This window comes from Nonomuraea sp. NPDC048881 (assembly GCF_040649795.1).
GTDB lineage: Bacteria > Actinomycetota > Actinomycetes > Streptosporangiales > Streptosporangiaceae > Nonomuraea.
The window spans coordinates 668,550-692,751 of the sequence record NZ_JBEZGC010000004.1; the positions used below are offsets into that span (position 1 = coordinate 668,550).

25 protein-coding genes and 2 pseudogenes are annotated in these 24,202 nt (G+C 71.5%); 12 read left to right on the top strand and 15 right to left on the bottom strand.

The annotated features are described in order from the left end of the window. Positions 1–78: 78 nt before the first annotated feature. The 4 genes from AB0C33_RS18260 to AB0C33_RS18275 all read left to right on the top strand — a co-directional run bounded on the left by AB0C33_RS18260 (position 79) and on the right by AB0C33_RS18275 (position 4,369). Positions 79–1,239 carry a histidine kinase gene (locus tag AB0C33_RS18260; RefSeq protein ID WP_358288986.1) on the top strand — a complete coding sequence of 387 codons (1,161 nt, stop codon included), beginning with the start codon at positions 79–81 and terminating at the stop codon, positions 1,237–1,239. Next, a complete protein-coding gene (locus tag AB0C33_RS18265; RefSeq protein WP_352366075.1) occupies positions 1,230–1,883 on the top strand; it encodes a response regulator transcription factor in 654 nt (217 codons plus the stop codon). The genes AB0C33_RS18260 and AB0C33_RS18265 overlap by 10 nt, the downstream gene beginning before the upstream one ends. Continuing rightward, positions 1,880–2,659 (top strand): DUF4097 family beta strand repeat-containing protein, encoded by a 780-nt coding sequence (locus AB0C33_RS18270; protein ID WP_358288990.1) that lies wholly within the window; start codon positions 1,880–1,882, stop codon positions 2,657–2,659. Before AB0C33_RS18265 ends, AB0C33_RS18270 begins: the two co-directional genes overlap by 4 nt. Before the next feature lie 63 nt (positions 2,660–2,722). Next, positions 2,723–4,369 carry an acetolactate synthase gene (locus AB0C33_RS18275; protein WP_358288993.1) on the top strand — a complete coding sequence of 549 codons (1,647 nt, stop codon included), beginning with the start codon at positions 2,723–2,725 and terminating at the stop codon, positions 4,367–4,369. Positions 4,370–4,373: 4 nt separating this feature from the next. On the opposite strand, the gene AB0C33_RS18280 is transcribed toward AB0C33_RS18275, so the two are convergent. Then, positions 4,374–6,104 (bottom strand): serine/threonine protein kinase, encoded by a 1,731-nt coding sequence (locus AB0C33_RS18280; RefSeq protein WP_358288995.1) that lies wholly within the window; start codon positions 6,102–6,104, stop codon positions 4,374–4,376. Between the two features lie 239 nt (positions 6,105–6,343). Here AB0C33_RS18280 and AB0C33_RS18285 point away from each other — a divergent pair, with 239 nt between their 5' ends. Then, a complete protein-coding gene (locus tag AB0C33_RS18285; RefSeq protein ID WP_358288998.1) occupies positions 6,344–6,727 on the top strand; it encodes a thioesterase family protein in 384 nt (127 codons plus the stop codon). Here the strand turns inward: AB0C33_RS18285 and AB0C33_RS18290 are convergent. From AB0C33_RS18290 to AB0C33_RS18325, 8 genes and pseudogenes are all read right to left on the bottom strand, one after another. After that, on the bottom strand, positions 6,717–6,929 hold the full coding sequence (locus tag AB0C33_RS18290; protein ID WP_358289001.1) for a biotin/lipoyl-binding carrier protein: 213 nt from the start codon (positions 6,927–6,929) through the stop codon (positions 6,717–6,719). The genes AB0C33_RS18285 and AB0C33_RS18290 overlap by 11 nt on opposite strands. Before the next feature lie 42 nt (positions 6,930–6,971). Further along, positions 6,972–7,834, bottom strand: a pseudogene (locus tag AB0C33_RS18295) (hypothetical protein). 32 nt (positions 7,835–7,866) lie between these two features. Then, positions 7,867–8,067, bottom strand: a pseudogene (locus AB0C33_RS18300) (biotin carboxylase N-terminal domain-containing protein); the annotation flags it as partial. A gap of 180 nt (positions 8,068–8,247) precedes the next feature. Continuing rightward, positions 8,248–9,546 (bottom strand): HD domain-containing phosphohydrolase, encoded by a 1,299-nt coding sequence (locus tag AB0C33_RS18305; RefSeq protein WP_352366063.1) that lies wholly within the window; start codon positions 9,544–9,546, stop codon positions 8,248–8,250. Continuing rightward, positions 9,543–10,898 carry an HD-GYP domain-containing protein gene (locus AB0C33_RS18310; RefSeq protein ID WP_358289004.1) on the bottom strand — a complete coding sequence of 452 codons (1,356 nt, stop codon included), beginning with the start codon at positions 10,896–10,898 and terminating at the stop codon, positions 9,543–9,545. Before AB0C33_RS18310 ends, AB0C33_RS18305 begins: the two co-directional genes overlap by 4 nt. Before the next feature lie 225 nt (positions 10,899–11,123). Continuing rightward, positions 11,124–12,062 (bottom strand): NAD-dependent epimerase/dehydratase family protein, encoded by a 939-nt coding sequence (locus AB0C33_RS18315; protein WP_358289007.1) that lies wholly within the window; start codon positions 12,060–12,062, stop codon positions 11,124–11,126. Positions 12,063–12,072: 10 nt separating this feature from the next. Beyond that, a complete protein-coding gene (gene rsrA, locus AB0C33_RS18320; RefSeq protein ID WP_352322878.1) occupies positions 12,073–12,339 on the bottom strand; it encodes a mycothiol system anti-sigma-R factor in 267 nt (88 codons plus the stop codon). Then, the gene (locus AB0C33_RS18325) at positions 12,336–12,941 is read right to left on the bottom strand and encodes a sigma-70 family RNA polymerase sigma factor (RefSeq protein ID WP_125648071.1); all 606 of its coding nucleotides are present in this window, start codon (positions 12,939–12,941) and stop codon (positions 12,336–12,338) included. Before AB0C33_RS18325 ends, rsrA begins: the two co-directional genes overlap by 4 nt. Positions 12,942–13,175: 234 nt before the next feature. Between AB0C33_RS18325 and AB0C33_RS18330 the strand changes: the two genes are divergently transcribed. Next, entirely contained in the window at positions 13,176–13,916 is a 741-nt protein-coding gene (locus tag AB0C33_RS18330) for a methyltransferase domain-containing protein (RefSeq protein WP_352322877.1), read from the top strand. 178 nt (positions 13,917–14,094) lie between these two features. On the opposite strand, the gene AB0C33_RS18335 is transcribed toward AB0C33_RS18330, so the two are convergent. Continuing rightward, complete coding sequence (locus AB0C33_RS18335; protein WP_358289010.1) at positions 14,095–14,427, bottom strand: TraR/DksA C4-type zinc finger protein; 333 nt, start codon at positions 14,425–14,427, stop codon at positions 14,095–14,097. A 156-nt stretch (positions 14,428–14,583) separates the two neighbouring features. Further along, positions 14,584–15,327, bottom strand: a complete 744-nt coding sequence (locus tag AB0C33_RS18340; protein WP_358289013.1) for an SOS response-associated peptidase — start codon at positions 15,325–15,327, stop codon at positions 14,584–14,586. 210 nt (positions 15,328–15,537) lie between these two features. Between AB0C33_RS18340 and aroA the strand changes: the two genes are divergently transcribed. Then, entirely contained in the window at positions 15,538–16,812 is a 1,275-nt protein-coding gene (gene aroA / locus AB0C33_RS18345) for a 3-phosphoshikimate 1-carboxyvinyltransferase (RefSeq protein ID WP_358289015.1), read from the top strand. Positions 16,813–16,903: 91 nt separating this feature from the next. Next, positions 16,904–17,935 (top strand): ribosome small subunit-dependent GTPase A, encoded by a 1,032-nt coding sequence (rsgA, locus tag AB0C33_RS18350; protein WP_358289078.1) that lies wholly within the window; start codon positions 16,904–16,906, stop codon positions 17,933–17,935. An 11-nt stretch (positions 17,936–17,946) separates the two neighbouring features. Here the strand turns inward: rsgA and AB0C33_RS18355 are convergent, their stop codons facing one another. Beyond that, positions 17,947–18,402 (bottom strand): DUF4442 domain-containing protein, encoded by a 456-nt coding sequence (locus AB0C33_RS18355; protein WP_358289017.1) that lies wholly within the window; start codon positions 18,400–18,402, stop codon positions 17,947–17,949. A gap of 90 nt (positions 18,403–18,492) precedes the next feature. Here AB0C33_RS18355 and hisN point away from each other — a divergent pair, with 90 nt between their 5' ends. Continuing rightward, positions 18,493–19,290, top strand: coding sequence for a histidinol-phosphatase (gene hisN, locus AB0C33_RS18360; protein ID WP_358289081.1), 798 nt, complete (start codon positions 18,493–18,495; stop codon positions 19,288–19,290). Positions 19,291–19,299: 9 nt separating this feature from the next. Here the strand turns inward: hisN and AB0C33_RS18365 are convergent, their stop codons facing one another. The 3 genes from AB0C33_RS18365 to AB0C33_RS18375 all read right to left on the bottom strand — a co-directional run bounded on the left by AB0C33_RS18365 (position 19,300) and on the right by AB0C33_RS18375 (position 21,084). Continuing rightward, positions 19,300–19,671 carry an Rv3235 family protein gene (locus tag AB0C33_RS18365; protein ID WP_352366048.1) on the bottom strand — a complete coding sequence of 124 codons (372 nt, stop codon included), beginning with the start codon at positions 19,669–19,671 and terminating at the stop codon, positions 19,300–19,302. A gap of 167 nt (positions 19,672–19,838) precedes the next feature. Further along, the gene (locus AB0C33_RS18370) at positions 19,839–20,624 is read right to left on the bottom strand and encodes a fructosamine kinase family protein (RefSeq protein ID WP_358289020.1); all 786 of its coding nucleotides are present in this window, start codon (positions 20,622–20,624) and stop codon (positions 19,839–19,841) included. Continuing rightward, complete coding sequence (locus tag AB0C33_RS18375; RefSeq protein ID WP_358289023.1) at positions 20,611–21,084, bottom strand: low molecular weight protein-tyrosine-phosphatase; 474 nt, start codon at positions 21,082–21,084, stop codon at positions 20,611–20,613. Before AB0C33_RS18375 ends, AB0C33_RS18370 begins: the two co-directional genes overlap by 14 nt. A 137-nt stretch (positions 21,085–21,221) precedes the next feature. Between AB0C33_RS18375 and pstS the strand changes: the two genes are divergently transcribed. The 3 genes from pstS to pstA are packed head-to-tail and all read left to right on the top strand — an operon-like array spanning position 21,222 to position 24,193. Then, positions 21,222–22,337, top strand: coding sequence for a phosphate ABC transporter substrate-binding protein PstS (gene pstS / locus AB0C33_RS18380; RefSeq protein WP_358289026.1), 1,116 nt, complete (start codon positions 21,222–21,224; stop codon positions 22,335–22,337). Between the two features lie 6 nt (positions 22,338–22,343). After that, complete coding sequence (gene pstC, locus AB0C33_RS18385; protein WP_352322868.1) at positions 22,344–23,324, top strand: phosphate ABC transporter permease subunit PstC; 981 nt, start codon at positions 22,344–22,346, stop codon at positions 23,322–23,324. After that, positions 23,321–24,193, top strand: a complete 873-nt coding sequence (gene pstA / locus AB0C33_RS18390) for a phosphate ABC transporter permease PstA (protein ID WP_358289030.1) — start codon at positions 23,321–23,323, stop codon at positions 24,191–24,193. Before pstC ends, pstA begins: the two co-directional genes overlap by 4 nt. Positions 24,194–24,202: the final 9 nt, after the last annotated feature.

Genomic DNA, 24,202 nt, shown 5'->3' on the forward strand with positions numbered 1-24,202 from the left:
AGGGTGGGGTTAGCTCTACCGTCCACCGGCACACCAGGCCCATTTCGTAGGGGTCTGGTGGGTCAATACCTTTGACGCATGAAAGTCCCCCGTCCCTGGTCGGCGCGTGCCTGGCTCGACACGTCCCACGTGATGACCGGGCTGCCGGTCGCCGTGGTGCTCGGCGGGCTCACGCTGCTGCTGGCCGTGGCCCCGCCGCTGCTGCGGCGCGGCGTCCCGGTGTTCACCCGGGTGCAGCGATCCAGGTTCGCGGCCTTCCTCGACGTCCGCATCCCGCCCCCGGTGGCGCCGACCGGCTGGCGCAGGGCGGCCACCTGGCGGCAGATCGCCTACCACCTGCTGTCGCCCTTCGTGGGCGCGGCGGCGGCCTTCCTCGTCGCGCTGGCGTGGGGCGGGGCCGTGGTGGGGCTGCTGTCGTTCGTGCCGCCGCGGGTGCAGGCGCCGCCGCTGGTGTTCCTCGTCGATCTGCGCGATCCGGTCATCGTGGGGATCTCCACGGCGACCGGCCTGGCGCTGCTGCTGCTCGCTCCGGTCCTGGCCAGGGGCATGGCGGCGCTCGACCTGTCGGTGGCGCGCACGCTGCTCGGGCCCAGCCGCACCGAGCTGGGGCAGCGCATCGAGACGCTGACCGAGAGCCGGGCCGGCGTGATCGACGCCGCCGACGCCGAGCGCCGCAGGATCGAGCGCGACCTGCACGACGGCGCCCAGCAGCGCCTGGTCTCGCTCGCCATGAACCTCGGCCTGGCCAGGGCCACCCTCACCGACCTGCCCGAGCCCGCCCGTGAGGCGATCGAGCGGGCCCACGAGGAGGCCAAGCAGGCGCTCAAGGAGCTGCGCGACTTCGTCCGCGGTCTGCATCCGGCCGTGCTCAACGACCAGGGGCTCGACGCGGCGCTGTCCGGCGTCGCGGCCCGCGCCCCTCTCCCCGTACGCCTGCGCGTCGACATCGACCGGCGCGCCTCCCCGACCATCGAGGCGGTGGCCTTCTTCATCGTGTCCGAAGCACTGACCAACATCGCCAAACACGCCGCCGCGACCAGGGCCGAGGTGACGGTCCGGCGCGAGCGCGACCGCCTGCACGTGCTCGTCCACGACGACGGCTGCGGCGGCGCCCGGCTGGACGGCGGCACCGGCCTGCGCGGCCTGGCCCAGCGCATCGACTCCGTGGACGGGACGCTGCGCCTGTCCAGCCCGTTCGGCGGGCCGACCACGATCGAGGTGGAGCTGCCGTGCGAGTAGTGCTGGCCGAGGACTCCGTCCTGCTGCGCGAGGGGCTGATCAGGCTGCTCGACGCGTCCGGCATGCGGGTGGTGGCGGCCGTGGACGAGGCCGAGGGCCTGCTGCGGGCCGTCGAGGAGCACCGGCCGGAGCTGGTGATCACCGACGTCCGGATGCCGCCCACGCACACCGACGAGGGGCTGCGCGCCGCTCTCGTGCTGCGCCGCCAGCATCCCGGCCTGGCCGTGCTGGTGCTCTCCCAGTACGTCGAGGAACGTTACGCCGCCCGCCTGCTGTCCACGGCGGCCGGCGGCGTCGGCTACCTGCTCAAGGACCGGGTGGCCGACGTGGCCGAGTTCATCGACGCCCTGCGCCGGGTCGCCGGCGGCGGCACCGCTCTCGACCCCGAGGTCGTCGCCCAGCTCCTGCTGCGCGGCGACAGCGACCCGCTGGAACGGCTGACACCCCGCGAGCACGAGGTGCTCAAGCTCATGGCCGAGGGCCGCTCGAACGCCGGCATCGGCCAGGCCCTCGTGCTCAGCGAGGGGGCCGTGGGCAAGCACATCGGCAACATCTTCACCAAGCTCGACCTGTCCCCCGCGGAGGGCGATCACCGCCGGGTCCTCGCCGTCCTGCAGTTCCTCAAGATCAGGAGCATGCCGTGAGGGCCATCTGGCTGACGGCGGGAACCGTGGCGACGGTGACCGCCCTGCTGCTGTCCGTGCTGCTGGTCTGGAACGGGTTCGCCCGCGCCACCGCGCCGCAGGAGACGCGGGCCAGGACGGTCCCGTTCGCGCTGGACACGCTGAAGGTCACCACGGGCAGCGGCGAGGTGAACGTCGAGATCGTGCCGGGCCCCGCGGGAGAGCTGACGATCTCCCGGTCCGTGAACTGGACCTCGATCGACCGGCCGGTGATCACCGAGGACTGGAACGGCGACACCCTGCGGCTGGACATCCGGTGCGGCACCGCACCCCGGCCGGACGGTCCGGTGTGCCGGGCGGACTACACGCTGCTGGTGCCCTTCGAGACCGGGGTCGAGGCCCGGACGACCGTCGGCGACCTCGGGGTCCACAGCGTGGTCGGCGCCGTGCGGCTGACGACCGTGTCGGGGAACGTGCGGGCCGAGGGGGTCACCGGCGAGGTCTGGGCCAGGTCCGGTTCCGGGTCCGTCTCCGGCGACGCGATGCTCGGCGGCCAGGCCGACGTCGAGACCGGCTCGGGCGACGTACGGCTCGACTTCGCCAACCCGCCGCTCACGGTCAGGGCCGTCGCGCGGGCCACCGGCGACGTCGAGCTGCGGCTGCCGCCGGAGACCTACGACGTGACGACCGAGGGCCGCCGTACCGAGGTGGAGGTCGACGCGGTGAAGGGCGCGCCGCGGAAGATCGAGGCGCGGGCGCCGCTGGGCTCGGTCCGCGTCTGCTGTGGACAGGGCTAGGACGCGGCCGGACACAACTCTTGAGATCTGTTTACTCTTATCACTGGTTGGTAAGTTCCCGGCATGGAGTCTGCGAAGCACGCCGGTGACGTCGCCGTCGCCGTGTCCAAGGCCTACGGCGTCGAGACCATGTTCACCCTCTCGGGAGGCCACGTCTTCCCGCTGTACGACGGCGCGGTCCACGAGGGCATGCGCATCCTCGACGTGCGCCACGAACAGAGCGCGGTCTTCGCCGCCGAGGCGACGGCCCGGCTGACCAGGAAGCCCGGCCTGGCCGTGCTGACCGCCGGGCCCGGCATCACCAACGGCGTCAGCGGCATCGCGACCGCGCACTTCAACGGCTCTCCGGTGGTCGTCATGGGCGGCCGCGCGCCGCAGTCGCGCTGGGGCAGCGGCGCCCTCCAGGAGATGGACCACCCGCCGCTGCTCGGCCCGATCACCAAGCTGTCGTTCACCGCCTCCGGCGCCGACTCGATCGGCCAGGACGTCGAGTCGGCCTTCCGCACCGCCGTCGCGCCCCAGCGCGGCCCGGTCTTCCTCGACTTCTACATGGACCACCTGTTCGCCCCCTCGCCCGCCCACGAGGTGCACACGCAGTCGCCCTCGCCGCTGGAGCCCGACCCCGCCGACCTGGCCGCCATCGCCCGGCTGCTGTCCGAAGCCGAGCGCCCGGTGCTGGTCTACGGCTCCGACGTGTGGATGGACCGGGCCGAGGAGGCCGCGCGCGACTTCGCCGAGACCTGGCGGCTGCCGGTCATCCCCAACGGCCAGGGCCGCGGCATCCTGCCCGCCGGGCACGAGCTGCTCGTCACCCGCGCCCGCGGCGTGGCCTTCTCCCAGGCCGACCTGGTCATCGTGATCGGCGCCCCGCTCGACTTCCGGCTCGGCTACGGCGGGTTCGGCGGCAAGGACGGCGCGCCCCTGGCCCGCGTCGTGCACATCGCCGACGCGCCCTCGCAGCTCGCCACCCACATGCAGCCCGCCGCCAAGGCCGCGGGCGACCTGTCGGTGGTGTTGTGGAGCCTCGGCACGGCCTGCGGCGACGCGGGCGTCAAGCCCAGCTCGTACGCCTCCTGGGCCTCCACGCTGGCCGAGGCCGCCGCCGCGGCGATCGAGGACGACGCCGAGCTGCTGGCCGCCGACACCGACCCGATCCACCCCATGCGCATCTACGGCGAGCTGGGCAAGGTCCTGGCCGACGACGCCGTGGTGATCGGCGACGGCGGCGACTTCGTCTCCTACGCCGGCAAGTACGTCGAGCCGAAGCAGCCGGGCAACTGGCTCGACCCCGGCCCGTACGGGTGCCTCGGCACCGGGCTCGGCTACTCCATCGCCGCCCGCCTGGCCCGCCCGTCCTCGCAGGTCGTGCTCCTGCTCGGCGACGGCGCCGCCGGCTTCTCCCTGATGGACGTCGACACCCTCGTCCGCCACCGGCTGCCGGTCGTCATGATCTGCGGCAACAACGGCATGTGGGGCCTGGAGAAGCACCCCATGCGGTTCCTGTACGGCTACGACGTGGCCGCCGACCTCCAGCCGCAGTGCCGCTACGACCAGGTCGTGACCGCGCTGGGCGGCGGCGGCGAGCTGGTCACCAAGCCGTCGGAGATCGGGCCGGCGCTGCGCAGGGCGTTCGACTCCGGCATCCCGTACATGGTGAACATCGCCACCGACCCGCAGGTCGCCTATCCCCGCAACACCACGGGGATCTGACCCCCTACGACTTCGGCGTCGCCGTGGGGGACGGCGACGGCGACGGCGTCGTGCAGATGCCGTCGATGACGTAGAGCGTGACCACCTTCGTCTCCGGGACGACCGTGCCGCCGGCCGGCACCGTCTTGGTGATCCTGCGGCAGGCGGGGTCGTCGGTGGTCACGGACGAGTCGCGGACGCGCACCTGCAGCCCCGCAGCCTCGACCATCTCCTGCCCCTTGAGGAAGGGCTGCCCGGCGACCTTGGGCACCGTGATGTTCTTGACCGTCGGCGTCGGCGTGCTCGACGGCGACTTGGTCGGTCCCTTCGTGGTGGTCGGGGTGGTGGTGGGCGTGGTCGTCGGCTCCTCGGTCTCCGTCGGCTCCTCGGTCTCGACGCGCGTGGGCGGCTTGGTGGTGGGCGTCGTGGGCGGCTTCGTGGGAGGCGTCGTCGAAGGCTTGGGCTTCTTGGAACCGGTCTTCGTCGGGCCGGGGATGTCGTCGCTGTTGCCGTCGTGGGTAGCCGTGACGGTCGGCGTCGGCGCGCCGGGCACCATGCCCGTCAGCGCGACCGCCCCCGCCCCCACGCCGAGCACCACCGCGACCGCGAGGCCGACGACCAGGCCGGTCCTGCGCGGCGCCTTGGCGGCGCGGCGGCCGCCCGGCCGGCGCTCGCCGACGGCGGCGGTGGTCTCCTCCGCCGAGGCCGGCAGGTGCGCCCCGGTCTGGAATCCGCCGGCTCCGGCCGGCGGCTGCCCTCCCGGGTAGGCGGGCGGCTGGCCCGGCTGGTGGGCGCCCGTCGGCTGGGAGTGGCCCGCCTGGTAGGCGCCCGTCGGCTGCGAGTGGCCCGCCTGGTAGGCGCCGGTCTGGTACGACTCGGGCGGCGCGGCCATCGTGGCGCCCGTGGCCGGCGGCGCGATCTCGGCCACCGGCGTGATCGCCTGGCCCTGACCGGCCGCGCGGGCCGCCTCGCTCATGGCCTTCGCCGTCGGGAAACGCCGGGCGGGGTCCTTCGACAGCGCCACCTCCACCAGCGTCCGGATCTGCGGCGGGATGTCGGCGGGCAGCGGCGGCGGGGCCTCGCGGATGTGCTTGAGCGCGATCGTGACCGCGCTGTCACCGTCGAACGGCCGCTGTCCCACCAGGCATTCGTAGGCGACCACGCCGAGCGCGTAGATGTCCACGGCCGGGGTGACGGGCGCGCCCTCGGCCTGCTCGGGCGCGCAGTAGGCGGCCGTGCCGAGCACCATGCCGGCGTCGGTCAGCCGGTTGGCCAGGTCGGAACGGGCGATGCCGAAGTCGGTGAGCACCAGCGTGCCGTCGCGCTGGACGAGCAGGTTGCCCGGTTTCACGTCGCGGTGCACGATTCCCTGGTCGTGCACCGCCTGCAGGGCCGAGGCGGCCTGCGCGATGAGCTCCATGGCCGCCTGCGGCGGGATCCGGCCGAGCCGGGCCAGCAGCCGGTCGAGCGGCTCCCCGTCCACGAACTTCATCACGAGGTAGACGGTGTCGCCGCTCACCCCGTAGTCGTAGACGTCGACCACGCCGGAATGGTTGATCGTGGCCATCGCCCTGGCTTCCCCCTGGAACCTGGCGACGAACCCCCGATCATCCATGCGGCCTGGGAGCAGCACCTTGACGGCGACGGTGCGGGCGAGCACGATGTCCTCGCCTCGCCACACCTCGCCCATGCCGCCGGCGCCGATGCGGGTATCCAGTCGATACCGCCCCGCCAGCGTCGTGCCTTGGGCCACCATGACTCCCCCGCTACCCCCCTACATCGGTAACCTCGCCCACCCCGCGGTTCTCCAACAAAGCGAACTTTTGTCGCGGTGAGGTAACACAGTGGTCACGGAAACTCCGAGAGTGTACCTGTCTCAGGAGCCCCATATGCCACTCATATGCCGCAAGCCGTACAAACCCTATCCTGGAGCCTTATGGGCGGTGTTGTCCGCGTTTCCAGGAGATCAGAACCGCCCTCGGTAGGCTGACCCCCATGACGCTCTCACCTGGCCTCCGCTCGCAACTGCTCACCATGGTCGAGAGATCCGACACAGCCGAGCGAGCCGGCAGCGGCGACGTGCCCGTGCTGGCCACGCCCAGGCTGCTCGCGCTGGCCGAACGGGCCACCGTCGAGGCCGTGCGCCCGCACCTGGCCGAGGGCGAGACGTCCGTCGGCACCCGGGTCGAGCTCGAACACCTGGCCGCCAGCGCCGTCGGCGACCACGTCCAGCTCACCGCCGAGCTCACCGCCGTCGACGGCCGGCGCCTGGTCTTCGCCTTCGAGGCCCGCGACCGGCAGGGCACACTCGTGGGCCGCGGCACGGTCGAGCGGACGGTCGTCGACCGCGCCAGGTTCCTGGCCCGCCTCAGTCGATGACGGCGATCAGGTCGCCCTCCTGGATCACGTCGCCCTCGGCCACCTTGAGCTGCGACACCACGCCCGCGTCCTCGGCGAGCACGGGGATCTCCATCTTCATCGACTCAAGGATGACCAGCGTGTCCCCCTCGGAGACCGCCTCGCCCTCCCGGACGACGACTTTCCACACGTTCGCCACCATCTCGGCGCGTACCTCGGCCACCGGCGCTCTCCTCTTCCGACGTCACTGACAATGTCGACCGGGTCAGGCCCGCATTCGCCCGACCAGACCCGTGTCGTAGTCTCCCGCGACGAATGCCGGGTTCTCCAGCAGCTCGGCGCAGAAGGGCAGATTGTTCCTCGACCCCTCGACGGTGAACTCCGCGACCGCCTTGCGGCCCAGCTCCAGCGCCTCGGTCCGGTCGGCCCCGAGCACGCACAGCTTGGCATCAGCGGGTCGTAGAACATGGTCACCGTGTCGCCCGCCGCGTAGCCGGAGTCGACGCGGATGCCGGCGCCGGTGGGCTCGTCCCAGGTGGTGATCCGGCCGGGACCGGGCAGGAAACGCTTGGGGTCCTCGGCGTAGACCCGGAACTCGATCGCGTGCCCCTGCGGCGCCACCGTGATCTCCGGGCTCTCCCCGGCGGCCACGCGGAGCTGCAGTTCCACCAGGTCGAGGCCGGTGACCAGCTCGGTGACCGGGTGCTCGACCTGCAGCCTGGTGTTCATCTCCAGGAACACGAAGTCCTGGGCGTCGGCGTCGACCAGGCACTCGACCGTGCCCGCGCCGAGATAGCCGACGGCCTCGCCGGCCCGCACGGCCGCGGCCAGCATGCGTTCGCGCAGCTCGGGCCCGATGCCGGGGGACGGCGACTCCTCGACGACCTTCTGGTGGCGGCGCTGCACCGAGCAGTCGCGCTCGCCCAGGGCCAGCACCCGGCCGTCGGGCAGGCCGAGGATCTGCACCTCGACGTGGCGGGCACGTTCGACGTAGCGCTCCAGCAGGACCGCGGGCCCGGCCAGCGCGTCGCCCCCGCGGCGACGGGCACGCCCGCCTGCTCCATGAGGTTCCTGGCGTTGATCTTGTCGCCCATGCGGTCGATGGACTCCGGCGACGGCCCGATCCACACGAGCCCGGCCTCGATCACCGCCCGCGCGAAGGCGGCGTTCTCCGACAGGAAGCCGTAACCGGGATGAACCGCTCCCGCTCCCGTGGCGCGGGCCGCGTCCAGCACCCGGGCGGGGTCGAGATAGCTCTGCGCGGGGTCGGCCGGGCCGATCAGCACCGCCTCGTCGGCCTCGCGCACGAACGGCAGCCCGGCGTCGGCCTCGGAGTGCACGGCGACGGCACGCAGGCCCATGCGCCTGACCGTACGGATGATCCGCCGGGCGGTCTCCCCCCGGTTGGCGATCAGAACGGGTCCGAGCGTCTCAGCAGTCACGCGGACAACCCTATGACCGGCGTCGGCTCGTCCCTTTTCCCGTGAAGTACCGATCAGCGGAGAATGATCTGTAGGAACCCCACAAAGGCGGGCAATCGGCTACACGCGGCCTCTGCCGACCACCCGGGTCAGGGCGTCGAGCGCGGCGGCGTCGTACGCGCTGCCCGCCGTGAGCCCGATGCGCTCCAGGGCCGCCCCCGACCGGTCGCGATCGGTGGACGGCCCCACCAGGTCGTCGTAGGCGTTGGCGACCCTGATGATCCGGCTGGACAGCGGCGGGTCGTCGGCGATCTCGTCGCACTGCCTCCGGACCACCTCGGCCACCCGGTCGAGCACGCCCGTCTGCCTGATCACCTCGGCCCCCAGCTCGGCGATGCGCCGCGCCTGCTCCGGATCGGCCAGCACGGTGGCGCCGCCCGGGATGGGGTCGCGCAGCGAGAGCTGGCCGATGTCGTGCATGAGGGCCGCGTACTCCAGCTCCAGCAGCTCGGGCTCGGCCATGCCCAGCTCCCGGCCGACCGCCACGGCCAGCCGGGACACCCGGCGCGAGTGGCCTGGCTCGACGTAGCCGCCGACCTCGGTGACCCGCGACAGGGCGCGGACGGTCTGCAGGTAGGTGGCGCGGATGCCGGCGTACTTGCGGAAGGCCACCTGCGTGACCAGCAGCGGCGCGGCGAACACCAGCAACGCCACCAGATCCATGCTGTGCGTGGCGAGCGCGAGCAGCACGCCGGAGGCGGCCACCGCGGCGCCCAGCGGGAACGCCATGTTGATCTCGTCGCGCACCGCCACCCGGAACGCCGTGCGCAGCCGCTCGGCCCGCAGCAGCGCCGCGATCAGCACGTCGACCAGCAGCGTCACCGTGATCAGCGAGACCATCACCACGAGCGCCGGCCACCAGGTGTGGGCGCCCGGCGGCGGCTTGGTGAGCTGGTAGAGCGGGTCGGCCAGCGGGCGGAAGGCGAAGGCCAGCAGCGCGCCGGTGAGCAGGCGGCGGGCCATCGCGTCGAGCCGCGGCGGCCGGCCGACGGCCAGGTGGGGCAGCGCGCCCGCGATCATCCCGGCCGCGATCACGGCGACGACCTGCAGCGCGGAGTGGCGCAACTGGTTCTGGCTGAGGTCGAGCAGCAGGGTGTAGCCGAGCGCCGCGGCGGCGCCGATGGGCGCGACCTCCCTGTTGCCCGGCATGGTCAGCCGGGCCAGCTCGCCGACCGCGATCAACGCGCCGAACCCGATGGCGATCTCGGGACGGTCGAGCCCCACGGCCGCCGTGTGCGCCACGCCCGCGACGGCGACCAGCCCGGCCGCGCAGATCAGCAACAACTGGCCGGAGTCGAGCCGGCGCAGGACGGTGGCCGGTGCCCGGTCGGCGCGCCGGACGCGCTCTGTGGTGGTCATGGCCCGCTCACGACCTGGATCGGCATCGTCGGGTCGTCGTGGTCCTTGATCGTCGCCTCGGCGGCGTCGGGCGGCGGCGCCTCGACCCGGCGCGGCGGCTGCCAGGGATTGCGTTCCAGCGCCCGGATGAACGCGGCCACCATGACCGGGTCGAAGTGCGTGCCGGAGCACTTGCGCAGCTCCTCCACGGCCACCTCGACCGGGCGCGCCCCCCGGTAGGAACGGTCGGAGGTCATCGAGTCGAACGCGTCGGCCACCGCGATCACCTTGGCGAACTCGGGGATCTCGTCGCCGGCCAGGCCCATCGGGTAGCCGGTGCCGTCGTGACGCTCGTGGTGGTGCATGATCCCGGCGTAGGCCTCGTCGAGGAAGCCGATGCCGCGGACGATCTCCAGCCCGCGCATCGGATGGAGCTGGATCGCGGCGAGCTCCCCCTCGGTGAGCGGGCCGTCCTTCTGCAGCACCTTCGTGGGCACGCCCAGCTTGCCGACGTCGTGGAGCATGCCGGCGTAGCGGATGGCGCGCAGGCGTTCGAGCCGCATGCCGATCTCCTCGGCGATCATGCTGGAGGCGAGCGAGACGCGCGTGCAGTGGCCCCGGGTGTAGTAGTCCTTGGTCTCGACGGCCTGGCACAGCGCGGCGATGGTGGCGTCGTAGGAGCGCTGCTGGGCGTGGTACTGGCCGAACGCCCACCGGGCCACGAACAGCGGCATCAGCACCAGCACCGCCGAGATCGACTGCACGGTCGCCCACAACCCGGCCACCAGCAGCCCGAACGTGCCGTAACCGAGATAGGACAGCAGGAACTGGACCATGCCGCGCAGCGGCACCTCCGTGGCCCGCACGCTGGTCGCCAGGCTGATCATGGTCAGCGTGAGCACGATGTTGAGCGGCACGAACACGGCGGTCGCGGCGGCGTAGGGGCCGATGAGGCTGTCGAACTCGTTGACCCGCGGCACCCCGACCGCGCCGTGCAGCCACTCGTAGACCCAGCCGGAGGCGTAGCCGCAGACGGCGAACTGCGCGCCGTTGAACAGCCGCTTGATCAGCGGCAGCCCCGGGCGCACGCTGACCGCGGCGGTGAGCCCCACCAGCGCCGCGCCCTCCGGCCCGATCAGCACCACCGCGGCCAGCGACGCCGAGAAGCTCACCGACACCGCGAACTGCTCCACGTTGAGCAGCGTCGGCATCGACTCGCACACCAGGAAGAGCAGCCCGAGCACCAGCAGGATGTCGAGTTTCTCCGGCGCCACGAGCGGGCCGGAGACGATCGCGCTGTGCCCGATGAGCGCGGCCGCCGCCGCGATCACGGCGACCAGGTAGACCCTCGCGGGCCAGGGCAGGTCACGCATTGCGGCCCCCTACGGCGGTCAGGTCCAGGAAACCCCTGGCGGAAGCGCGCCGATGCCGGCCAGGGCCACCATCGAGGTGAACACGATGACGGCGGCGAGCGACCGGGTGAACCTGTCCTTCAACATCCCACATGCCTCCACGTCGACTTCTGGAGCTCACGCTACAGAACAGGACGTCACCGTACGGGTCGAGCGGGAAATCGCAAGCAAAGTGTAATCAAGCAACTACCTGGCGCGACTCCGCGCCCAGGCCACGGTGCTCTTCACGCCGGTCGGCAGGTCGGTGCGCGGCTCCCAGCGCAACCCCTCGTGGGCGGGCACCGGATCGACGGCCATCGCCGGCAGGTCGCCGACGCGCGGCTGCGCGAAGCCCGGCTTGTCCTGGGCCCCGGCCGCGTCGGCGATCAGCGAGTGCAGGCGCCTGTCGGTGGTCTGGATGCCGGTGCCGAGGTTGAAGCGGCGGCCGTTGCCCTCGCTGCCGCAGGCCCGGACGAAGCCGTCGACCACGTCGTCGACGTAGACGTAGTCGCGGGTCTGGGTGCCGTCGCCGTAGAGGACGGTGGGGGTGCCGTTGAGCAGGGCGTCGGTGAAGATCGACACGACGCCGGCCTCGCCGTCGGGCGACTGGCGCGGGCCGTAGACGTTGGAGAGCACCAGCGTGGTGTACTCCAGGCCGTACAGGGCGCGGAAGGTCGCCAGGTAGATCTCGGCGCTCAGCTTGGAGGCCGCGTACGGCGAACGCGGGTCGGTGGGCGCGTCGCCGGGCACGGGGATCGTGGCGGGCCGGCCGTAGACCGCGACCGACGAGGCGAACACCACCTTGCGCGTGGTGCCCTCCTTGGCCGCCGTCAGCACCGACGCGGTGCCCTCGACGTTGAGCCGGGCGTCGTGGACGGGGTCGGCGACGCTCCTGCGTACGCTGATCTGGGCGGCCAGGTGGCAGATGACCTCGGGCCGCAGCTCGGCCGCCAGCCCGATGATCGCCGGGTCGCGCACGTCGAGGACGTGCAGGCTGAAACGGTCGCTCTCGGCGGCGTTGACCAGGTTGTCCCTGCTGCCGGAGGACAGGTCGTCTACGGCGACGACCTCGTGTCCGTCCGCGAGCAGGCGGTCGACGAGATTCGACCCGATGAAACCGGCACCACCGGTGACTAGGACGCGCATGGCGTGAATCCTAGTCGGCCAGCTCCGACCTCACCTGCTCGATCCGCGCCAGCACCTTGGAACGCAGATCGGCGGGGACGGGGTCGCAGCCGCAGTGCTTGGCCACGAGCGCCTTGACCGCCTTGTCGAGGTCGTACTCCTTCAGGCACGGGCTGCACTCGTCGAGATGCACGCGGATGTCGGAGACGTCACCGTCGGTCAGCTCGCCGTCGAGATAGGCGTAGACCTTGTCCAGCACCTCGCGACAGTCGGTGTCGTGCGGGTTGCCACAGCTCATTTCGATCCCTCCGAGGGGACCAGGCCGCGCTCGCGGGCGTAGTCCTCAAGGAGGCCCCGGAGCTGCCTGCGTCCCCGATGCAGCCTGGACATCACGGTGCCGATGGGAGTGCCCATGATGTCGGCGATCTCCTTGTAGGGGAAGCCTTCGACGTCGGCGAGGTAGACGGCGATCCTGAACTCTTCCGGCAGCGCCGCGAGCGCCTGCTTGATGTCGCCGTCGGGGAGGTGCTCCAGCGCCTCGACCTCGGCCGACTTCAGCCCGCTCGAGGTGTGGGACTCGGCGCGCGCGAGCTGCCAGTCCTCGATCTCCTCGGTGCCGGACTGCTTGGGCTCACGCTGCTTCTTGCGGTAGCTGTTGATGAACGTGTTCGTCAGGATCCGGTAGAGCCACGCCTTGAGGTTCGTGCCCTCCTGGAACTGGTGGAACGACGCGAACGCCTTGGCGAAGGTCTCCTGAAGCAGGTCCTCCGCGTCCGCTGGATTCCGGGTCATCCGGAGCGCGGCGGAGTAGAGCTGTTCGAGATACGGCATGACGTCGCGCTCGAACCGCTCGCTGCGCTGCTCCAGAGTCTCCGCGCCTGTCGCGGGCACCGGACCCACCCCCCTAAGATCACCGGTGGCCGGCTGTGGCGGTACACCGTACTCAGGGGAGAATACCCGCTGGCCGATGACCTCCTGGTCATCGGGGCGCGGTCTTTCCAATGTGAGCATGCTCGTCGCAACACGCCCGCGCCCTTGTCTGTTCCCGCAAGATAGAAGGTACAGAGGACCCGGTGCGGGGAACGTCCATACGTACCGGCTGGTAGCCCTTTTTCCGGAACTCAGGAGTCGCGTGTGCTGCCCATTCCGGCCGAGGAACTGAACGGCTCTGGGACGCTCGGGCCGTACTGGACCTTCTACCGCGCCGTCGCCGCCGAGCAACTGAACCGCTGGCTCCCCGGCGAACCGTCGGTGATCCTCGATCTGTCCGGCGGCCGCGGACGCTGGTCCGGCCAGGCCGCGAGGGCGGGACACCGGGTGATCGAGGTGCTCGACTTCCGCCGGACCGTGGACGCGCAGTCCCGTTTGCGGGACGCCGACCGGGTTCGGCACGTACGCGCCGATGATCTGGCGTTCCTTCCCGATGAGAGCGTCGACGCGGTGGTCGCCGAGGAACGCGCGATGTCGATCGAGCTCATGGCCGAGTCGGCGATGAGCGACGTGGCCAGGGTGCTGCGTCCGGGCGGGCGAGCGCTGGTGTGCGTCGACTCGCTGGTGCTCGGCATGGCGATCCTGGCCGAGCAGGAGCAGTGGCAGCACCTGCGGCAGACCGGCGAGGTCATGCTGGTGCCCTGGCCCGACGGCAGCATCACGCGCTGCTTCAGCAGCGGCCAGCTCCGCGAGCTGCTGATGGGGGCCGGGCTGGAGGTGGAGTGGATGCGGCCGCGCACGGTGTTGTCGCCGTCCACGGTGGACCACGTGCTCGGGTCCGACGGGCGGGCCCTGACCTGGCTCGTGCGCACCGAGCTCGACGCCCATCCCGACGACGACGACACGGTGGGCATCCACCTGGTGGCCAGCGCCCGCAAGAGCTGACTGACCCGCCGGCCGGTTTCCGGGGGCCGCGGGTAGGTTTCCGGGGGCCGCCGGCCGCGGGCCGCGGGTAGGTTTCCGGGGGCCGCCGGCCGCGGGCCGCGGGTAGGTTTCCGGGGGCCGCCGGCCGTTCCCAGGGCCGCCGTCCTCCTCGTCCGGCGGCCTCCGGTTCCTCCGTGGGTCAGCGGCGGCGTTCGCGTCTTCCCTGGCACGGCACGCAGCGGGCGGCCTCCGGGCGAGCCTCCAGCCGGCCCTCGGGCACCGGCTGGTCGCAGTCGACGCACCTGCCGTACGCGCCTTCGTCCAGGCGTCTGATCGCCTCGGTCACCGCGCGGCGTTGCGCGGTCGCCACGGTGAGCATGGCCTGCGCGCGGTCGGCGTCGGTGAGGTCGGAGCCCGCGTCGGCCGCCGAGTGCTCACGGATCGCGACGGGGTCGCCCTGGAGGACCCCGATCGAGCGGTCCAGCTCCGCGAGCATGTCTTCGAGCCGCTGACGAGCGGTCGTGACGTCCACGAATCCGCACCTCCGGGTGAAAAGGGGGAAGCCCGCGGCTAGGACTCCCCGGTTGTCCCGCCCGGCGCAATTAGGGGCATGTCGTGGCGGTGACACCGAGTGAACGGTCGCATCGCTTTCCTCACCGAATGCCCACTTACCATGCTTCTTACACCTTTAGAAAAGGCCGGCTTCCTCCTCGTCGGGGAGTGGTTTGATGAGATCCGGCCCATTGTTCCGGACATTATTGACATCAGTAGAAACGGGATATGCCGCCAGCCTCCCGGCCTCCGCGGGCACCAGGAGTCGTGAGGCGCGCTCGGTGTCGGTGAGGGCCGGGTCGAGCCAGTCGGCCCAGCGGTCGCGCTCGATCATCATGGGCATCCTGTCGTGGATGCGGCCGAGCTGGTCCTCGGCGTCCGTGGTGATGACCGTGCAGGTCACCAGCCACTTGAGCGGGTCGTCGTCGTCGCGGGTGCGGTCCTTCCAGAACTCGTACAGGCCCGCCATGGCCAGCACGCCGCCGTCGGCCGGGTGGATGAAGTACGGCTGCTTCTTCTTCTCGCCCTCGACGGCCATCCACTCGAAGTAGCCGTCGGCCGGGATCAGGCATCTGCGCTTGGCGAACGCCTGCCGGAACGACGGCTTCTCGGCCAGCGTCTCGGCCCTGGCGTTGATCAGCCGGGAGCCGATCGACGGATCCTTGGCCCAGACGGGCACGAGACCCCACCTGACGATCCTGAGCTGCCGGACCGCGTGCTCGTCCTCCTTGGAGGACCGGCTCATGACCGCGTAGACGTTCTTGGTGGGGGCGACGTTGAAGTCGGCTCCCAGCTCCTTGTCGGGCTCGCCGTCGAGCTCGACCTGGAACTCCTCCAGCAGCTCGTGCTTCTTGCGCGCCGAGGCGTATCTACCGCACATGTCCCCACATTGCCATACGGCGGGGTGTCGCTCGCGGCTTCGCCTCCGGCCAGGACGGCTCGGCTCGGCGGAAGGGCGACGCGTCCGGCTGGGGCGTCTCGGCCCGGTGGAAGGGCGACGCGTCCGGCTGGGGCGTCTCGGCCCGGTGGAAGGGCGACGCGTCGTCCACAGGCCGTGAACGGGCCGTACCAGGGCCAGTAGGCTTTGGACATGCCCGCTCAGCACTGGCCCGCGCCGACGGCCGACACGCCCGTCAACGCCTCCGTCCGCCTGCCCGGCTCCAAGTCCGTCACCAACCGGGCGCTGCTGCTCGCCGCGCTGGCCGACGGTCCGGGCGTCGTCCGCCAGGCGCTGCGCAGCCGCGACGCCGACCTCATGGTGTCGGCCCTGCGCGCGCTCGGCGCCACGCTGACGGCCGTGCGCGAGACCACCGACGCGGTCGACTGGGAGGTGACGCCGGGCCCCGTGCGCGGCGGCGCGCGCATCGACGCAGGGCTGGCGGGCACGGTCATGCGGTTCGTCCCGCCGATGGCGGCGCTGGCCGACGGCCCGGTCTTCTTCGACGGCGACCCCTACGCCCGCAGGCGTCCGATGGGCCCGATCCTCGACGCCCTGCGCGCGCTCGGGGCGCGCATCGACAACGACGCGCTCCCGTTCACCATCACCGGGCCGCTGACCGGCGGCGAGGTCACGATCGACGCCTCCGGCTCCTCGCAGTTCGTCTCGGGGCTGATGCTGACGGCGGCGCGGTTCGCGAAGGGCGTGACGATCCGGCACGTCGGCCCGCCGGTGCCCTCCCAGCCGCACATCGAGATGACCGTCCACATGCTGCGGGAGGCCGGGGTCAAGGTCGACGACACCGAGCGCGACGTGTGGCGGGTCGAGCCTGGCCCGATCGCGGCCAGGGACATGACGGTCGAGCCCGACCTGTCCAACGCGGCGCCGTTCCTGGCCGCCGCGCTGGTCACGGGCGGCACGGTCACGGTCCCCGGCTGGCCGGCGGAGACCACCCAGCCGGGCGACGCGCTGCGCGGCCTGCTCACCACCATGGGCGCCACGGTGACCCGCGACGGCGACGACCTGGTCGTCACCGGCACGGGCGAGGTCAAGGGCCTCGACGCCGACCTCCATGAGGTGGGCGAGCTGACCCCCACGATCGCCGCGCTGGCCGCCCTGGCCACCACGCCGAGCCGCATCCGCGGGGTCGGCCACCTGCGCGGCCACGAGACCGACCGGCTGGCCGCGCTGGCCACCGAGATCAACGCCCTCGGCGGCGACGCGGAGGAGACGGCCGACGGCCTGCTCATCCGTCCCCGCCCGCTGCACGGCGGCGTGTTCCACAGCTACGACGACCACCGCATGGCCACGGCCGGGGCCGTGATCGGCCTCGCCGTGCCGGGTGTGGAGGTGGAGAACATTGCGACGACCGCCAAGACGTTGCCTGAGTTCGTCCAGATGTGGGCGGCGATGCTGGAGGCCCGATGAGCGGCGATGATCGCGCGTTTCGCGGCAGGCGGCGGGGGCACTTCGCAGGAGGGTCCGGCGTGAGAGGAAGCGAGCGCATGGGAGCGGACCGCTGAGAAAGCGGGAATACGACGAGGACGACGTACGGGTCAGGCCGGGCAAGGGCTCGCGCCCGCGCACCCGTATCCGTCCCGCGCACGAGGACGCCGTGGAGGGCTTCGTGGTCGCCGTCGACCGGGGCCGCTACACCACCCTGGTCGAGCCCGACCGCGGCCACAAGCGCAAGCAGCAGCAGCGCCGGCTCGTGGTCGCCATGAAGGCCCGCGAGCTGGGCCGCAAGGGCATCGTGGTCGGCGACCGGGTGGCCCTGGTCGGCGACGTGTCGGGCCTCCCCGACACGCTGGCCAGGGTGGTCCGGGTGGAGCCGCGCACCTCGATGTTGCGCCGCTCGGCCGACGACACCGACGACACCGACGGCATCGAGCGCCCGGTCGTGGCCAACGCCGACCAGCTCGTGATCGTCACGGCGCTGGCCGACCCGCCGCCCCGGCCCCGGATGATCGACCGGATCCTGGTGGCGGCGTTCGACGCCGAGATCGACGCCCTGCTCTGCCTGACCAAGTCCGACCTCGCCCCACCCGACGAGCTGGTCGCCCTGTACGAGCCGCTGGGCGTGCCGCACATCGTGGTCCACAAGGGCGGCTCCCTCGACGAGCTGCGCGACCACCTGGCCGGCCGCATCAGCGTGCTGGTGGGCCATTCGGGCGTGGGCAAGTCCACCCTGGTCAACGCCCTGGTGCCCGATGCCAACCGCGCGGTCTCGCACGTCAACGCGGTCACCGGCCGCGGCCGGCACACCTCCACCTCGGCCGTCGCGCTGGAGCTGCCCGAGGGCGGCTGGATCATCGACACGCCGGGGGTGCGCAGCTTCGGCCTGGCCCACGTGTCGGTCGAGACCGTGCTGGCCGCCTTCCCCGACCTGGTGGAGGGCACGGTCACCTGCCCGAAGGGCTGCACCCACCTCGGCGACGGCTGCGCGCTCGACGCCTGGGCGGCCGCGGGCAACGCCGACCCGGCCCGCCTGGAGTCGCTGCGCCGCCTGCTGTCCAGCCGCGAGGGCGCCCCCGACGAGCCCGCCGCCTGATCACCGGCCGTTCAGCGGCGGTTGGGGCGCAGTGTCCAGGTGACGGTGAGGCTGGAGACCAGGGTGCCGGCCGCGTCGCGCACGTCGACCAGCACGTCGAAGACGGGCCGCTCGCCGGCGTCCAGCTTGCCGACGACCTCCTCCCTCGATGCGGCCACGCGCGCCTCGGCCCGCACCTCCCCCAGGGCCACCTTCCGGAACTCGATGGTCGCCGTCGTGGGCAGCGGCACGCTGCGGCTGAGCTGGTCGCCGAACCTGGACAGCACCGCCGCGCCCGACGCCGACTCGGCCAGGGTGAACAGCGTGCCCGCGTGCGGCCCGGCCACGTGGTTGTGCAGTTCGGGCCGGTCGGGCAGCCGGCATTCCGCCCGGCCGTCCTCGACCGAGTCGAACACGATCCCCAACGTCCGGGCGAAGGGAACGGTTTCGAGAAGGAAGGCACCTACATCAGTGGACATAGGAGACATGTTACTGGTCAGTAGGTGAAAAGGGAGTTACCAGAAAAGGGTCGCCGGTGACTGATGTCCGGCACGACCGACGCGATAGCGTGGCTGACCGTGCAGGGTTACAACGACGATCTACGCCTCGCTCACGTCATGGCGGACGCCGCCGACGACCTGACCATGCGGCGCTTCAAGGCGGTCGACCTCAAGGTCGAGACCAAGCCCGACCTGACGCCGGTCAGCGACGCCGACCGCGCCGTCGAGGAGGCCATCCGCGGCACGCTGCGCCGGGCCCGGCCGCGCGACGCGGTGGTGGGCGAGGAGTTCGGCAAGACCGGGTGGGGAGCCCGGTCGTGGATCATCGACCCCATCGACGGCACCAAGAACTACGTGCGCGGCGTGCCCGTCTGGGCCACGCTGATCGCGCTCATGGAGTACGGCAAGGTCGTCGTCGGCCTGGTGTCGGCCCCCGCGCTCGGCCGTCGCTGGTGGGCGGCCACCGGCGGCGGCGCCTGGACCGGCAAGAGCCTGGCGAAGGCCACCAGGATGAGCGTCTCCTCGGTCACCGCGCTGGAGGACGCCTCCTTCTCCTACTCCAGCTTCGGCGGCTGGGAGGAGCTCGGCAAGTTGGACAACTTCCTCGACCTCGGCCGCGCCTGCTGGCGCACCCGCGCGTACGGCGACTTCTGGTCGCACATGATGGTCGCCGAGGGCTCGGCCGACGTCTCCGCCGAGCCGGAGCTGTCGCCCTGGGACATGGCGGCCCTGACCGTGATCGTCGAGGAGGCCGGCGGCGTCTGGACCGACCTCGCCGGCGTGCGCGGCCTGGAGGGCGGCAGCCTGGTCTGCACGAACGGCGCCCTCCACGACGAAGTGCTGAACCGGCTCAACGGCACCACGATCACCTCCTGACGGCCCGCTTCAGGCCGTCTCGAAGTCGGTGCACAACCATCGATGGCCGTGCCGCTCCAGCCGTACGGCCAGGACGTGGCTGCGCTCGCCGCAGTGCACCAGCACGCACATCTCGACGGCCCCGTCCCTCGGCTCCTTGACGTGCGGGCTCCCGACGAACGGCGGCCGATCGGCGGAGATCATCCGGCCGGCCCTGACGAGGTCGCGGTAGGCCCCGCCGGTGAGCCGGTCGGCCACCGACTCCGGCGGGCGGCGGCCCGTCAGCACCTCGGCCAGCGCCTGCCCGAGCTGACGCAGCCTGCGTTCGTCGGGCCGGGCTCCGGGCGGGCCCCAGACCAGCGGGGTCAGGGCCAGTGCGCCGTGCGTGGAGTCGTCCGCCATGCGCTCCTCCAATTGACTCAGGGGGAAGAAGGAAACGCCTTAATGAGTTTTCGGCCGGGGCCGCCGGATACGAAATCCGCCAACTTTACCCGGCCGCCGTCCTCTTTCCTCCCCTTGGGCGGAGAAATGCATCGCGGGGCTGGATCCCCTATTTCTTTATCGGTTGTTCAGAGCGACAACACCCGGGCGACCGCATTCATCAACGAGTCGCGGTAGGAGGCTCCGTACAGCACCACGTGCACCAGCAGCGGATGGAGCTGGTGCAGCGGCACCCGCGCCCGCCACCCCGGCGCGAGCGGGAACTCCTCCTGGTACGCCCCCATCACCCGATCCAGGTACGGCAGCCCGAACAGGGCCAGCATGGCCAGATCCGTCTCCCGGTGCCCGCCGTGGGCCGCCGGATCGACCAGCACCCCGGTGCCGCCGGACCACAACACGTTCCCGCTCCACAGATCACCATGGATGCGGGCGGGCGGCTCCGGCGGCCCGGCCACCTCGGCGAACCGTGCCACGGCCCGCTCGACCAGCGTCACGTCCGCGGCCGGCAGCCGCGCCCGGCGCAGGAACGGCAACACCCGCCGGGAGGCGTAGAAGGACGGCCAGTCGCCGTCGGGCGAGTTGTCCATGGGCAGCTCGGCGATAAACCCCGGCCAGGGCGCGCCGAACCCCGCCGCCCCGGCGCGGTGCAGACGGGCCAGGTCACGGCCGAACCGCAGGGCCGCCTCGGCGGTGGGCGCCTCCTGCGGCACCCACGACAACACCAGCCGGTCGGGTCCGGCCTCCACGACCTCGGGCACGGTGATCGCCTCGCCCAGCCAGCGCAACCCGGCGGCCTCGGAGGCGAACATGTCGGAGGCGGGACCGATCTTGGCGAACACCTGCCGCCCGTCCTCCAGCACGCCGCGCTGCAACCGCCGGCCGTGGGAGGAGCCGAGGTCCTCAGTCGATCTCATCGGCGATGTGCGCGGCCACGCCCTTGGAGGCCGTCTCCAGCATGGTCAGCACCTCCTCGAAACCCTCGCGGCCACCGTAGTAGGGGTCGGGCACCTCGGCGCCGTCCGGCGCGCCGGGGTCGAACGAGCGGAACAGGCGCACCTCGACGCCGGCGGGCGCCAGGCGGCGCAGGTTGGCCGCGTTGTCGCGGTCCATCGCCAGCACCAGGTCGTAGCGGTCGAACCAGTCCCGCGTGAACTGCCTGGCGCGATGGGCGGCGCCGTCGTAGCCGTGCTCGGCCAGGATGCCCAGCGCCCGCTCGTCCATCGGATCGCCGGCGTGCCAGCCGCCGGTGCCCGCGCTCTCGACGACGACCCGGCCGCCGAGCCCGCGCTCCTCCAGGGTCCGGCGGAGCACCGCCTCCGCCATCGGGGAACGGCAGATGTTGCCCATGCACACGAGACACACGCGATAGCTCATGTATCCCATCTTCGCTGGTCACATTGATGGAGACGACCAGGCGCGTTCACCGAACGTTCACCCTTGTTGGGGGGTCTGAGTCACTTTGCCTGCATAGCTTCATGGACGACTAAGGACCAAGTGAGGGGAACCCAACCGTGAAGTATGCAGGCCGGCTCGCCGCCGTCGCCGTCGTCGGCGCGCTCTCGCTCGCTGCGTGCGGCACAGACAACAACAGCTCCGGGGGCACGAACGGCACCAGCTCCGCCGCCGCTCCCGCCGCGGGCAACGACAACGGCCTGAGCGGCACCATCAACGCCGCCGGCTCGTCGGCCCAGGCCAACGCGATCGACCAGTGGAAGAAGGACTTCCAGGCCAAGAACTCGGGCGTGAGCCTGAACTACCAGCCGAGCGGTTCGGGTGCCGGTGTGCAGTCGTTCATCGCGGGCACGGTCGACTTCGCGGGTTCGGACTCCGCTCTCAAGGACGACAAGGGCGAGCCCGCCCAGGCCGACGCCCGGTGCAAGACCGGCAAGGCCATCAACATCCCGATGGTGACCGGCCCGGTCGCGGTGGTCTACAACCTCCCCGGCGTGGACGGCCTGCAGCTGTCGCCCAAGACCATCGGCGGCATCTTCGACAGCAAGATCACCAAGTGGGACGACGCGGCCATCAAGGCCGACAACCCCGACGCCAAGCTCCCGTCCACGCCGATCTCGGCCTTCCACCGCTCGGACGAGTCGGGCACCAGCGACAACTTCACCAAGTTCCTCAAGGCGACCGCCGGCTGGCCGTACGAGCCCGCCAAGGCGTGGCCCGCCGAGGCCAAGGGCCAGGGCGCCAAGGGCTCGGACCAGGTCGCGGCCAGCGTCAAGAGCACCGAGGGCTCCATCGGCTACGTCGAGCTCTCCTTCGCCGAGAACTCCCAGCTCAGCAAGGCCAAGGTGGCCAACGGCTCCGGCGAGTTCGTCGAGCTGACCGCCGACAGCGCGGCCAAGACGGTCGAGACCGCCGAGATCACCGGCACCGGCAACGACCTGAAGCTGAGCATCGACTACGCCACCAAGACGGCGGGCGCGTACCCGATCGTGCTGGTGACGTACGAGATCACCTGCGAGAAGGGCCTCGCGCCCGAGCAGGCCAAGATCGTCAAGGAGTTCCTCACCTACACCTCCAGCGACGAGGGCCAGGCCGCGCTGAAGGACCTCGGCTACGCCCCGCTCGCGGGCGAGCTGCTCACCAAGGTCCGCACCGCCGTCGGCGCGATCTCCTAACACAGCATGACGACCAACGTTCGTACCCGTGGGGGCGGGCCGGCCACGCGCCGGTCCGCCTCGCGGCGCAGCCATGGTGAAGGCCCCTTCAAGTTCGTCTCCACCGGTGCCGGCGTCCTGCTGCTGGGGATCATGGCGGCCATCGCCGTGTTCCTCATCAGCGAGGCCGTCCCGGCCCTGCAGGCGAACAAGGGCAACTTCTTCACCGACCTGATCTGGGAGCCCAACGGCAGCCAGGTCTTCGGCATCGGCGCGCTGGCCTTCGGCACCGTCCTCAGCTCGGCGATCGCGCTGGTCATCGCCACCCCCATCGCGGTGGGCGTGGCGCTGTTCATCTCCCACTACGCGCCCCGCCGCCTGGCCGGGCCGCTCGGCTACCTGGTCGACCTGCTGGCCGCCGTGCCCAGCGTCGTCTACGGCCTGTGGGGCGTGACGTTCCTGGTGCCGCTGCTGCGCACGCCGTCGCAGTGGCTCAACGAGCACCTCGGCTGGTTCCCGCTGTTCTCCGGCGAGGGGGCCATCGGCGGCAAGACCATGCTCGCCGGCGGCATCGTCCTGGCGATCATGATCCTGCCGATCATCGCGGCCATCTCGCGCGAGGTCTTCCTCCAGGCCCCGAAGATGAACGAGGAGGCGGCCCTGGCGCTCGGCGCCACCCGCTGGGAGATGATCAGGATGGCCGTGCTGCCGTTCGGCCGGCCCGGCGTCATCAGCGCCGCCATGCTCGGCCTCGGCCGCGCGATGGGCGAGACCATCGCGGTCGCGCTGATCTTCCCCGCCACCTTCGACATCAGCTTCGAGATCCTCACCCCGCACGCCAACAGCATCGCGGCCAACATCGCCAACGGCTTCGGCGAGGCCACGCAGGTCGGCCGGGGCGCGCTGATCGCCTCCGGTCTGGTGCTGTTCGTCATCACGCTGCTGGTCAACATGGGCGCACGCATGGTGATCAACCGGCGCAAGGAGTTCAGGGCGGTGGGGGCATGACCATCCAGCACATCTCGACCGGCCGCCGGATCAAGGACAGGTTCGTCCAGGGGCTGGTCTACCTGGCGTTCGCGCTGGCCGTGGTGCCGCTCATCTCGGTCCTCTGGCTGGTGATCTCGAACGGCCTGGCCCGCTTCGACCTGGAGTTCCTCACCCACTCGATGCGGAACATCGGCGCCCGTGACGTCGGCGGCGGCGCCTACCACGCCATCGTCGGCACCTTGGAGCAGGTCCTGCTGGCCTCGCTCATCTCGGTCCCGATCGGCCTGTTCACCGCCATCTACCTGGTCGAGTACGGCCAAGGCGGCCGCCTGAGCCGGGCCATCAGCTTCTTCGTGGACGTCATGACCGGCGTCCCTTCAGTCGTTTCCGGCCTGTTCATCCTCGCCTTCTGGGTGCTCTTCCTGGGCAACCCGTTCTCCGGCTTCGCCGGCGCGCTGGCGCTGTCGATCCTGATGATGCCGACCGTGGTCAGATCGGCCGAGGAAATGCTCCGGCTGGTGCCCAACGACCTGCGCGAAGCCTCGTACGCGCTGGGCGTGGCCAAGTGGCGCACCATCCTGAAGGTCGTGCTGCCGACCGCGTTCACCGGCATCGTCACCGGCGTCATGCTGGCCGTCGCCCGCGTGGCCGGCGAGACCGCGCCGCTGCTGCTCACGGTGTTCTTCACCGACTCCATCAACAACGATCCGTTCAGCGGGCCGCAGATGGGCCTTCCGCTCTTCGTCTTCGACCAGGCGGCCCGTCCCAACGACACCGCCATCGACCGCGCCTGGGCCGGAGCCCTCACGCTGATCCTGATCGTCATGCTGCTCAACCTGGTGGCGCGCCTGATCGCCTGGTGGCGCAGGCCCGCCAGGGGCCGATAGGGGGTAACC

Excerpts from the sequence above, each read along its gene's own strand:
- AB0C33_RS18260 (WP_358288986.1), top strand. The coding sequence starts at position 79 with ATGAAAGTCCCCCGTCCCTGGTCGGCGCGTGCCTGGCTCGACACGTCC.
- AB0C33_RS18275 (WP_358288993.1), top strand. The coding sequence starts at position 2,723 with ATGGAGTCTGCGAAGCACGCCGGTGACGTCGCCGTCGCCGTGTCCAAG.
- AB0C33_RS18280 (WP_358288995.1), bottom strand. The coding sequence starts at position 6,104 with ATGGTGGCCCAAGGCACGACGCTGGCGGGGCGGTATCGACTGGATACC.
- AB0C33_RS18285 (WP_358288998.1), top strand. The coding sequence starts at position 6,344 with ATGACGCTCTCACCTGGCCTCCGCTCGCAACTGCTCACCATGGTCGAG.
- AB0C33_RS18305 (WP_352366063.1), bottom strand. The coding sequence starts at position 9,546 with ATGACCACCACAGAGCGCGTCCGGCGCGCCGACCGGGCACCGGCCACC.
- AB0C33_RS18310 (WP_358289004.1), bottom strand. The coding sequence starts at position 10,898 with ATGCGTGACCTGCCCTGGCCCGCGAGGGTCTACCTGGTCGCCGTGATC.
- AB0C33_RS18315 (WP_358289007.1), bottom strand. The coding sequence starts at position 12,062 with ATGCGCGTCCTAGTCACCGGTGGTGCCGGTTTCATCGGGTCGAATCTC.
- rsrA (WP_352322878.1), bottom strand. The coding sequence starts at position 12,339 with ATGAGCTGTGGCAACCCGCACGACACCGACTGTCGCGAGGTGCTGGAC.
- AB0C33_RS18340 (WP_358289013.1), bottom strand. The coding sequence starts at position 15,327 with ATGTGCGGTAGATACGCCTCGGCGCGCAAGAAGCACGAGCTGCTGGAG.
- aroA (WP_358289015.1), top strand. The coding sequence starts at position 15,538 with ATGCCCGCTCAGCACTGGCCCGCGCCGACGGCCGACACGCCCGTCAAC.
- AB0C33_RS18355 (WP_358289017.1), bottom strand. The coding sequence starts at position 18,402 with ATGTCTCCTATGTCCACTGATGTAGGTGCCTTCCTTCTCGAAACCGTT.
- AB0C33_RS18365 (WP_352366048.1), bottom strand. The coding sequence starts at position 19,671 with ATGGCGGACGACTCCACGCACGGCGCACTGGCCCTGACCCCGCTGGTC.
- AB0C33_RS18370 (WP_358289020.1), bottom strand. The coding sequence starts at position 20,624 with ATGAGATCGACTGAGGACCTCGGCTCCTCCCACGGCCGGCGGTTGCAG.
- AB0C33_RS18375 (WP_358289023.1), bottom strand. The coding sequence starts at position 21,084 with ATGAGCTATCGCGTGTGTCTCGTGTGCATGGGCAACATCTGCCGTTCC.
- pstC (WP_352322868.1), top strand. The coding sequence starts at position 22,344 with ATGACGACCAACGTTCGTACCCGTGGGGGCGGGCCGGCCACGCGCCGG.
- pstA (WP_358289030.1), top strand. The coding sequence starts at position 23,321 with ATGACCATCCAGCACATCTCGACCGGCCGCCGGATCAAGGACAGGTTC.